A 9815-nucleotide genomic window follows, 5' to 3' on the forward strand; every position below is an offset into this window, starting at 1 on the left:
ATTTACTGGCTATTTTGCTAGGAATTATGTCCCAACCTCTATCTTATAAATCAATGTAAAGTTTGGATGATGTATCGTATTTTAATGTGAAAGCATTATTTTAACTGTAGCAAGGATAATTATTTTTTATCTTTTATGAAGAAAACACCTTGCCATAATATAAAACCAATGAGTAAGCTATAAATGATTAAAAAGACATACCAAAAGGGCGTTAAAATCATCGTTGATATGAGAGATAGGATAATAATAATTGTACCTGTTGTCATTGGTCTTTTAATTTTACGAAATAGTGAAAGACGTTCAACTTCGTCTATTTTGAAAGTACCTACAAAAAGTAAAATCGCCCCTATTATAAATATCGTGGGTGATAAATATGGGATGGACATGTACACCGATTGTGTGCTCGATTTATCTGTAATAAATTGCAATAAGCTTATAACAATGGCTAGTATTATAGCAATAAACTTTTGGTCAGAAATTACAAAAGGATATAGCTTGAAATTTAAATATATTTGTAAAAGTGTCCATATCATAAATAGCGTGACGGTAAACATCGTAATAAAATTGAATTGATTAATCGCAAAAATATCAATCATGCTATTGATTAAAACAGATAATAATATGGAGCTAAACTTAAGCTGTCTGAAACGATGTCGGTATAAATCGAAGCCAAGAATTAGCAAGACGATGGCGATGTTAATTAATATATATATAATCATGTTGAACTCCTATTCGTAAATCTTCATCTCTTCATTATATCAATTAACATTAACTTAATCATTTCATAACACTCAGAAATTTTTTAAACGTTTTTTCAATATTAGACACCTTTTTTATTACTCCATAATAATGTGTGTAATTGCGGTAGTACATAGACATGATTCATATCACTACTTTGCATTACACGATCCACTAATTGCTCATACCTTTCAAGTAATTTATCTGTATGTTGGTCAACGTTATCATCAAGATAAGGATTACCTACTTGTAGATAGAATGGGATGTTAGGGTAGCGATGATGAATTAATTTTGCAAAATCATAGTCTGCATCGTCAAAAATCACCACTTTCAAATTAAGTGAATGAAATGTACATTGATTTATAACAGAATCTAATATTTCTAGATTAGTTTTCATTCCCGAACTAGGGGGTTTTGGACTAATCGTTAAATCGTCAATTTGTGTCATCCATGATTGGAAACGACTACCTTGTGTTTCTAAAGCTGTATAAATATGTTTGTCTTCAAATAAATCTACTAATTCCTGTATACCTTTGATTAACGCAGGGTTACCTCCGGATATAGTTACGTGATTAAATCGATGACCACCTATTTCAAGTAACGCATCATAAATTTCTTCAGCAGTCATTAATTTGATATCTTCTTTAGCACTACCGTCCCAAGTAAATGCAGAATCACACCAGCTACATCGATAATCACAACCAGCTGTACGCACAAACATTGTTTTTCTTCCTATTACACGACCTTCACCTTGAATCGTTGGTCCAAATATTTCTAAAACGGGTATTTTAGCCATTTACACTTGATCTTCCTTTGGTCTATAAACTACGTAACTTGAAGGTGTTTCTCTAAGATAAACTTGAACACATTTCGGTTGATTCTCTCTTTGATTTAACTCTTTTTGAATAATGTGGTAAATCGTTTGTGCGACAATTTCTGTTGAGGGACTTTTATCCTTAAAAGCAGGTAAGTCATTAAGCAAATAATGGTCAAATTGTTCATGAACTAGCTTTTTTAAATCTCTAAAATTAACTAAAAATCCACATTTATCTAGTGTATTACCAGCGATTGTTAAGTTGACGTAATACGTATGACCGTGTGTACGAATACATTTTCCCGCTTCTTCAAAGGGAATGTAATGTGCAGCTGAAAAGTTAAAATCTTTGTTAAGTTCGAATTGATATGGGTGAGTGACACTTGGATATATTTGTTGCATTTCCTTATTCTTCTCCTTTATGTTCAAGATAATGTTTTAAACCTCGAGCTCTTAAGTGACATGCTGGACATTCACCACAACCATCACCAATGATACCGTTATAACATGTTAATGTGTTGTGGCGAATATAATCTAACACACCTAGCTTATCGCTGAGTGCCCATGTCTGTGCTTTGTCTAACCACATTAATGGTGTATGAATGACAAAGTCTTTATCCATTGAAAGACTTAAAGTTACATTCATAGATTTGATAAAGCTATCTCTACAATCTGGATAACCTGAAAAATCTGTTTCACAAACACCAGTAATAATATGTTTAGCATGAATTTGATAGGCTAACGCGCCAGCAAAAGATAAAAACAATAGATTTCTAGCTGGTACGAAAGTATTAGGAATACCATCATCATTATCTTCAATACTTAACTCATGTTGTGTAAGTGCATTGGGAGTAAGTTGAGATAGTAATGACATATCTAAAATATGATGTTTCAAATTTTGTTCTTTTGCAATTTTTTTTGCAACTTCAATTTCTTTATCATGTCTTTGTCCGTAATTAAATGTAACGAGTTCTACTTCTTTAAAATGTTTTTTAGCGTAAAATAAGCATGTCGTACTATCTTGACCACCACTAAATACGACAAGTGCTTTTTCTTTATTTAAGTCATTTTGTGACATTGATATGACTCCTCATCATTGTGATAATTTTGCATAAAAAAAGTCTATCTCTATAAAAAAGATAGACAGAAATATTAAAGACATATATAGTCTTAACATTATAAATATGAAGAAATTCATTGTTGAAATTTTCATGTCTAGTTTTTTATAGAGGGTTTCGGCTAGGAACCTCTGTTATTATTTTGCACGGAACATAGAATAAACGAAATGCTATATAAAATCAAGTCATGTTCTGTGATAATAGAGAGTAACAACTATAATAATTAACAATCTTTATCGATAATTGAGGTATGAATATGATTTTAATGATAGATAATCAAGATTCCTTTACATATAACTTAATAGATTATATTAAAGTACAAACTACTGAAGAAGTGAAAATCATTTCTGTAAATGATTTGATGACACAGCATCTCGATGCATTGAATCCGAGAGCGATTGTCATTTCACCTGGACCTGGGAAACCTAGTGATTATCCAATACTATCATCCGTATTAGAAATATTTCACCGTCACGTTCCCATTTTGGGCGTCTGTTTAGGTTTTCAATTAATCATTGAATACTTTGGAGGAAACATTATTCATAATGATAAACCTATTCATGGACATATTACCAAGATAAGGCATAGCAATGAGGGTATTTTTAAAGGTCTACCATCGTATTTTAACGTGATGCGATACCATTCACTTATGGCTGACCCCTCTACAATACCTAGCGCATTAAAAGTCACAGCTCTGAACAACGAGAATGTTATTATGGCTGTTGCACATCATAAGTATCCTATTTATGGTTTACAGTATCATCCTGAATCTATACTAAGTGAATATGGTCACGAACAATTAAATTTATTCTTAACCGAGGTAGGGGTTAAATATGCACATTGAATTTAAGTATCGCTATTATGAAAATGAAAAGGACTATGAAGACTATCAATTAGAAATGGATAACTTTCAAGATTCTAAAATTGCATATCGTCTTGATGAAGTAGGGGATGTCATTCACTTTGCAGAACAAGAACAACGTAACGGAAGCTATGTTGCACTTTATGTTACTTATGAAGCAGCACCTTTTTTTAATAAGGAAATGGTGGTCAATAATGTGAAACAATCCCATATTTTTGCTGCAGCTTATTCATTTAAATCGGTCAATTCGATAAAAAATATAAAAAAAGTAATGCCCAATAAAAATCATATAAAAACTGAAGGATTTTATTTTTGTGAAAGTGATAAAGCGATGATTAACAAGATCAAATCGATTCATAAAGCCATTATTGAAGGGGCAACGTATCAGGTGAATTACACAACCCGCTTAAAATCAGAAGTTTTCTGTCCTATAAGTCACTTATATTATCAACTTACTATGTCACAAAATGGTAATTATACCGTTTTAATGGACACACCTGATATAAAAGTAGCATCAATATCGCCTGAACTTTTCTTTCAAAAAGGTGACTATAAAGGTAAATCAAATATGATTGTTAGTAAGCCGATGAAAGGGACTATGCCTAGAGGGAAAAATGTTAAAGAAGATGAGCTATATTATAATAATTTAAAAACCTCCTCTAAAGATATGGCGGAGAATGTGATGATTGTAGACTTATTACGTAACGATATTACAAGAATTGCTCAAAGTGGAACTATAGATGTACCTGAATTGTTTTCGATTGAGAAATATGACACAGTTTTCCAAATGACCAGTACAGTGTGTGGCCGATTACAAGATGACATTCAATTGATAGATATGATGCGAGCGCTCTTTCCTTGTGGTTCTATTACAGGTGCACCAAAAATAAATACAATGCAATATATAGCTCAGTTGGAGGACATGCCAAGATCCATTTACTGTGGAACAATTGGCTTATTACTTCCAAACCAAAGGATGATATTTAATATCCCTATACGGACAATTGAGTATAATCATGAAGAAGCGGTTTATGGGGTGGGTGCTGGTATAACAATTGATTCAGTACCCGAAAATGAAGTTCAGGAATTTCACGATAAAACTAAAATTTTGGAGCGGTTATAATATGCATTTATTTGAAACAATGAAATTGGATAAGGGATTCATTCCTCGTCTTGATTACCATTATCAACGTATTTCAACTTCTAGTGAGCATCTAGGATTTCAATTTGATCATCTATTTTGGAAGCAGTTTATTCATAATATAAAAACCTTGCATTCAAAAGGGGTATATCGTTTGAAGGTGACGTTAAACAAAGAAGGTGAATTAAACTATGAGTTATTTCCGATACCCGATAAACCTTTTTTTACCGCTCGACTAGTTCAACAAAAAAAGAATATTGATAAAGTAATCATAACTAATAAAACAACAGAACGTGATTATTTAACACATAATCATTTCACAGACTTAATACTGATCTATGATGAAGATGGTAAAATTTTAGAGTTTGACATTGGCAACGTGATGATACAAGAAAGAGATAAATTATATACACCAACATATAAAGGAGACATGCTCCCCGGCTGTATGAGACAATCTCTTATAGATCAAGGCAAAGTTATAGAAAAAGATTTTTATATCGAAGAATTTAAAGAAAAAATCAAATCGAGTCAAATCAACGTCTATTTAATCAATAGCTTAAGAGAGGTTGTCGGTGTTAAAGTATATGTATAATATATTTATGAAAAAGAATTTTAATGATAAAAAATAATGAGGTAGCCTATGACATTATTATGGTTAGCTATATTAATACTTCTTACTGTATTAGGTAAAAAGATGTCAAACCAAGCCATTAAAAACAATCAAGTGCTTATTGCTAAGTTAATAGCTACTATAACTACATTTTGTGCGTTTGTGTTGGTTTATTTGCTTATGCAATCTATAATGCCACATATTATTAAATTGATGAATGTCTTTTATCATCATTAATTTTGACGAGGTGATATTATGAAAATATATAGTCAAGGCGACCAAGCCATTGTTGTTTCAATAGAGAAAAATGTATCTCAAAGACTGACAGAAGATTTACTTTCATTGAGAGCATATTTAATTGATAAATCATATCCATTTATTACTGAAATTGTAGCTACAGAGTCTGACCTAATGATTTGTTATGACGCAAGAGATATGATTAAACATCACCATATTCAGTCACCATTTTTATATATGAAAGCTTTAATTGATTCTATAAAATTAGAAATTAGACATCATCGACAACAACTTCAAGCAAAATATATTCAAAAACAACAATCTGTTAATATTCCAGTTATATATGGGGGAGAATTTGGGCCTGATTTACAACATTTGTTAAAGCATCTTAAACTCAAATTAGAGGATTTTGTAAAATTACATACTCAAGAAAAATATTTTGTATCAATGATGGGGTATTCACCAGGATTTCCGTATCTTACTGGAATGAATAAAAAATTGCATGTGAACCACACAAGTGAAAAGAAAAAATTCATCCCTTGTGGATCAGTTATTATGGAAGGAAAAAAATGTGGAATAGTTACTACTGATACATATAATGATTGGTTAGTTATCGGATATACACCAGTTCAACTTTTCTTTCCTGAGCAACAAAACTTTACATTATTAAAGCTAGGAGACAATGTCACGTTTGAGTCTAAAGATATCAATGAAATAGAACTAGGAGATTATAAAACATGTCAATCATAATTGAAAATAGTGGCCTATTTAGTAGCTTTCAAGATTTTGGAAGAAAGGGATATGAACATGAAGGTGTCATCCCGAGTGGCGCACTAGATGAATTAGCACATGAAATAGCCAACCGTCTGGTTGCAAATGACAAAAATGAAGCAACACTTGAAATGACTCAAAAAATGGCAACAATTCGTTTCACTGAGCCGGCACTTATAGCTTTAACAGGTGGTAATTTTAAAGCTGAAACTGAACATATGAAAATTTATCCTAATAAATTATATCTCATCAATGAAGGTGAGACATTGAAATTTAATGAAACCAGTCGTACATCACGTGTTTATCTAGCAGTTGGTGGAGGTTTTAAACTAGAAAAATGGCTTCATTCAGCATCTACAGATTTTAATGTGGAAATTGGTGGTTTTGAGGGAAGAAAGCTTAAGAAAGGTGATGAAATAGAATTAAAACACCACTATTCTCAACGACATCTTAAGCTATTTGAAAACTTATCTGACAAACGTACAACTGATTGGGGAATTGATGGTTACGCATTGTCTTTCAATTATGTTTCGGATGTTTTTCATGTTATAAAAAATAAGGGAACGGAAGATTTTAAAAAAGAGGCGACGCGTCGTTTTACAACGGCTGAATATAGTGTGTCTAGTAAAACAAATAGAGTAGGTATGGTGCTTGATGGCCCCCAAATCAAAGCATACTATGATGATATGCCGGCTCATCAATCAGTAAAAAGAGGAACCATTCAAGTTAAGAGAGATGGCACACCGATTGTATTATTAAACGATCATTATACATTAGGAAGTTATCCTCAAATAGGTACAATCGCAAGCTATCATCTAACAAAATTAGCCCAAAAACCACAAGGCTCAAAATTGAAATTTCAATTTATAGATATCGAAACTGCAGAAAAAAACTTAATAAAGTATAGCAATTGGTTAAATCAATTGTTCCATGGTATTGAACACCGTATGCAATTAGAAATGTTAAAGTGAATATCTGTATTTAAGTTGAAAATCATCTTATTTTAAAATGACGTATTATTTATGCAATTGCTTTCCTATAAATAAAAAATAAGTAGTCTTGTGCCCTGTCCATCAGTTTTGGAACTTAAATTGAATCGTCCTGGAGACTGATGAACATAAGAAATACTGAGTTTATAATGAATCATTATATATGCACAAGAGATTAATTATTTAAAATTTTAATAACACTTTTATGTTGACAATTTACCTGTATAGCGTGCTTTTACTTGATATTTAAGGCATAATACTATATATTTATAAATTGAACTATGTATTTTTATTACAATAAGATTACAAACATTTAAAAATCTTAATAAAAAGTTAACAACTACATAGTCTAAACAATGACGTATTCGCATTTACGTTTTATATCAAATTCTTAAATTTATATATAGAAATAATCGATTTGATCAAATGAATATAAAGTGATTTAAACAGATAGTTATAATTTGAATTAACTGAAGGTAAAGTAAATCATTTAACGTAAAAATGATTCATTACTAAAAACGGAGGAAACAAACATGAGTTTACCCAAGAAGAAAATAGGAATTTTTGCGTTCTTCTTATTAACGGTATTCACCATTACTTTGAAGACATATTTTTCATATTATGTTGACTTTTCTTTAGGTGTCAAGGGTTTAGTACAAAACTTAATATTGCTTATGAATCCTTATAGTTTGATTGCACTTGTACTAAGTGTTTTCCTATTTTTTAAAGGTAAGAAGGCATTTTGGTTCATCTTTATTGGAGGATTTTTACTTACGTTTCTACTATACGCAAACGTTGTGTACTTCAGATTTTTCTCAGATTTCTTAACTTTTAGTACACTAAACCAGGCAGGCAACGTTGAATCAATGGGTGGTGCAGTAAGTGCTTCTTTCAAATGGTATGACTTTGTCTACTTCATTGACACTATTATCTATCTTGCTATTTTAATATTTAAACGTAAATGGTTAGATAATAGAGCATTCAGTAAAAAATTCGTACCCGTTGTGATGGCTACATCAGTAGCATTATTTTTCTTAAATTTAGCGTTTGCAGAAACAGATCGTCCCGAATTATTAACAAGAACTTTTGACCATAAATATCTTGTGAAATACTTAGGACCATATAACTTCACTGTTTATGATGGTGTAAAAACAATCGAAAATAATCAGCAAAAAGCACTAGCTTCTGAAGACGACTTAACTAAAGTGCTGAATTACACTAAGCAGAAACGTACTGAACCTAATCCTGAATATTATGGTGCAGCGAAAAAGAAAAATATAATTAAAATTCACCTTGAAAGTTTCCAGACTTTCTTAATCAATAAAAAGGTAAATGGTAAAGAGGTTACACCGTTTTTAAATAAATTATCTAGTGGTAACCAAGATTTTACGTATTTCCCAAACTTTTTCCATCAAACAGGGCAAGGTAAAACATCTGACTCAGAGTTTACAATGGACAACAGTTTATATGGCTTACCGCAAGGCTCAGCCTATTCACTGAAGGGAGATAATACGTATCAATCATTACCAGCTATACTAGACCAAAAGCAAGGTTATACATCTAATGTAATGCATGGTGACTACAAAACATTTTGGAATCGAGATCAAGTTTATAAACATTTCGGTATTGACAATTTCTATGATGCTACTTACTATGACATGTCTGACGACAATATTGTTAATCTTGGTTTAAAAGATAAACCATTCTTTAAAGCATCAGCAGATTATCAATCTAAAATGAAAAAGCCGTTTTATTCACACTTAATTACTTTAACTAACCACTATCCTTTCACATTAGATGAAGAGGATGCTTCTATTGATAAACCTAATACCGGTGACTCAACAGTAGACGGTTATATACAAACGGCACACTATCTCGACCAAGCTTTAGAGGAATATATTACTGACCTTAAGAAAAAAGGTCTATATGATAACTCAGTCATTATGATTTACGGTGACCATTATGGTATTTCTGAAAATCATAATAATGCTATGGAAAAATTATTAGGTGAGAAGATTACACCAGCTAAATTTACAGATTTAAACCGCACTGGCTTCTGGTTAAAAGTTCCAGGTAAATCAGGGGGCGTAAATAAAGAGTATGCTGGGCAAATGGATGTTATGCCTACATTACTACATCTTGTTGGTATTGATAGCAAGAATTACCTAATGTTTGGTTCTGACATGTTCTCTAAACAACACAATAACGTAGTACCGTTTAGAAATGGTGATTTTATCACTGAAGATTATAAGTATGTGAATGGTAAAATTTACTCAAATAAAGATAATGAATTGCTTACTGAAAAACCTAAAGACTTCGATAAAAATAAAAAACAAGTAGAGAAAGATCTTGAAATGAGTGACAGCGTGTTAAATGGTGACTTGTTCAGATTCTACAAAAATCCTGACTTTAAAAAAGTAAATCCTGGTAAATATGAATATAAATCAGGTCCAAAAGGGAACGAAAAAAAATAGTTTTTCAGTGAATTGAAATTGTTAAGTGGTTGGGATATAATTCCTAGCAAAATAGCCAGTA

Annotated in this window: 11 protein-coding genes and 1 riboswitch; of the genes, 7 read left to right on the forward strand and 4 right to left on the reverse strand. The window is 31.5% G+C overall.

All coding sequences use genetic code 11. The annotated features are described in order from the left end of the window. Window positions 1-119: 119 nt before the first annotated feature. The 4 genes from HMPREF2576_RS11390 to queC form a co-directional block, all read right to left on the reverse strand. A complete protein-coding gene (locus tag HMPREF2576_RS11390) occupies window positions 120-719 on the reverse strand; it encodes a hypothetical protein (RefSeq protein WP_001830331.1) in 600 nt (199 codons plus the stop codon). A gap of 101 nt (window positions 720-820) precedes the next feature. Further along, complete coding sequence (queE, locus tag HMPREF2576_RS01565; RefSeq protein WP_001830330.1) at window positions 821-1534, reverse strand: 7-carboxy-7-deazaguanine synthase QueE; 714 nt, start codon at window positions 1532-1534, stop codon at window positions 821-823. Beyond that, on the reverse strand, window positions 1535-1954 hold the full coding sequence (gene queD / locus HMPREF2576_RS01570) for a 6-carboxytetrahydropterin synthase QueD (protein ID WP_001830341.1): 420 nt from the start codon (window positions 1952-1954) through the stop codon (window positions 1535-1537). It abuts the gene before it with no gap. Between the two features lie 4 nt (window positions 1955-1958). Next, window positions 1959-2630, reverse strand: coding sequence for a 7-cyano-7-deazaguanine synthase QueC (gene queC, locus HMPREF2576_RS01575; protein WP_001830328.1), 672 nt, complete (start codon window positions 2628-2630; stop codon window positions 1959-1961). Between the two features lie 131 nt (window positions 2631-2761). Next, a riboswitch (PreQ1 riboswitch) is annotated at window positions 2762-2808 on the reverse strand. Between the two features lie 118 nt (window positions 2809-2926). Here queC and HMPREF2576_RS01580 point away from each other — a divergent pair. From HMPREF2576_RS01580 to ltaS, 7 genes are all read left to right on the forward strand, one after another. Further along, window positions 2927-3514 carry an anthranilate synthase component II gene (locus tag HMPREF2576_RS01580; RefSeq protein WP_001830349.1) on the forward strand — a complete coding sequence of 196 codons (588 nt, stop codon included), beginning with the start codon at window positions 2927-2929 and terminating at the stop codon, window positions 3512-3514. Beyond that, window positions 3504-4655: a chorismate-binding protein gene (locus tag HMPREF2576_RS01585; RefSeq protein ID WP_070856141.1), complete on the forward strand. Its 1152-nt coding sequence runs from the start codon at window positions 3504-3506 to the stop codon at window positions 4653-4655. The genes HMPREF2576_RS01580 and HMPREF2576_RS01585 overlap by 11 nt, the downstream gene beginning before the upstream one ends. A 1-nt stretch (window position 4656) precedes the next feature. After that, on the forward strand, window positions 4657-5265 hold the full coding sequence (locus HMPREF2576_RS01590; RefSeq protein ID WP_002468855.1) for an aminotransferase class IV: 609 nt from the start codon (window positions 4657-4659) through the stop codon (window positions 5263-5265). A 48-nt stretch (window positions 5266-5313) separates the two neighbouring features. Continuing rightward, complete coding sequence (locus HMPREF2576_RS01595) at window positions 5314-5520, forward strand: hypothetical protein (RefSeq protein ID WP_001830353.1); 207 nt, start codon at window positions 5314-5316, stop codon at window positions 5518-5520. 18 nt (window positions 5521-5538) lie between these two features. Next, complete coding sequence (locus tag HMPREF2576_RS01600) at window positions 5539-6270, forward strand: 5-oxoprolinase subunit B family protein (RefSeq protein WP_001830356.1); 732 nt, start codon at window positions 5539-5541, stop codon at window positions 6268-6270. Next, window positions 6258-7262, forward strand: coding sequence for a 5-oxoprolinase subunit C family protein (locus tag HMPREF2576_RS01605; RefSeq protein WP_001830359.1), 1005 nt, complete (start codon window positions 6258-6260; stop codon window positions 7260-7262). Before HMPREF2576_RS01600 ends, HMPREF2576_RS01605 begins: the two co-directional genes overlap by 13 nt. A 551-nt stretch (window positions 7263-7813) precedes the next feature. After that, window positions 7814-9754 (forward strand): polyglycerol-phosphate lipoteichoic acid synthase LtaS, encoded by a 1941-nt coding sequence (ltaS, locus tag HMPREF2576_RS01610; protein ID WP_001830354.1) that lies wholly within the window; start codon window positions 7814-7816, stop codon window positions 9752-9754. The last annotated feature ends 61 nt before the right edge of the window (window positions 9755-9815 follow it).

Source organism: Staphylococcus sp. HMSC063F05, assembly GCF_001837075.1.
Classification (GTDB): Bacteria; Bacillota; Bacilli; order Staphylococcales; family Staphylococcaceae; genus Staphylococcus; species Staphylococcus epidermidis.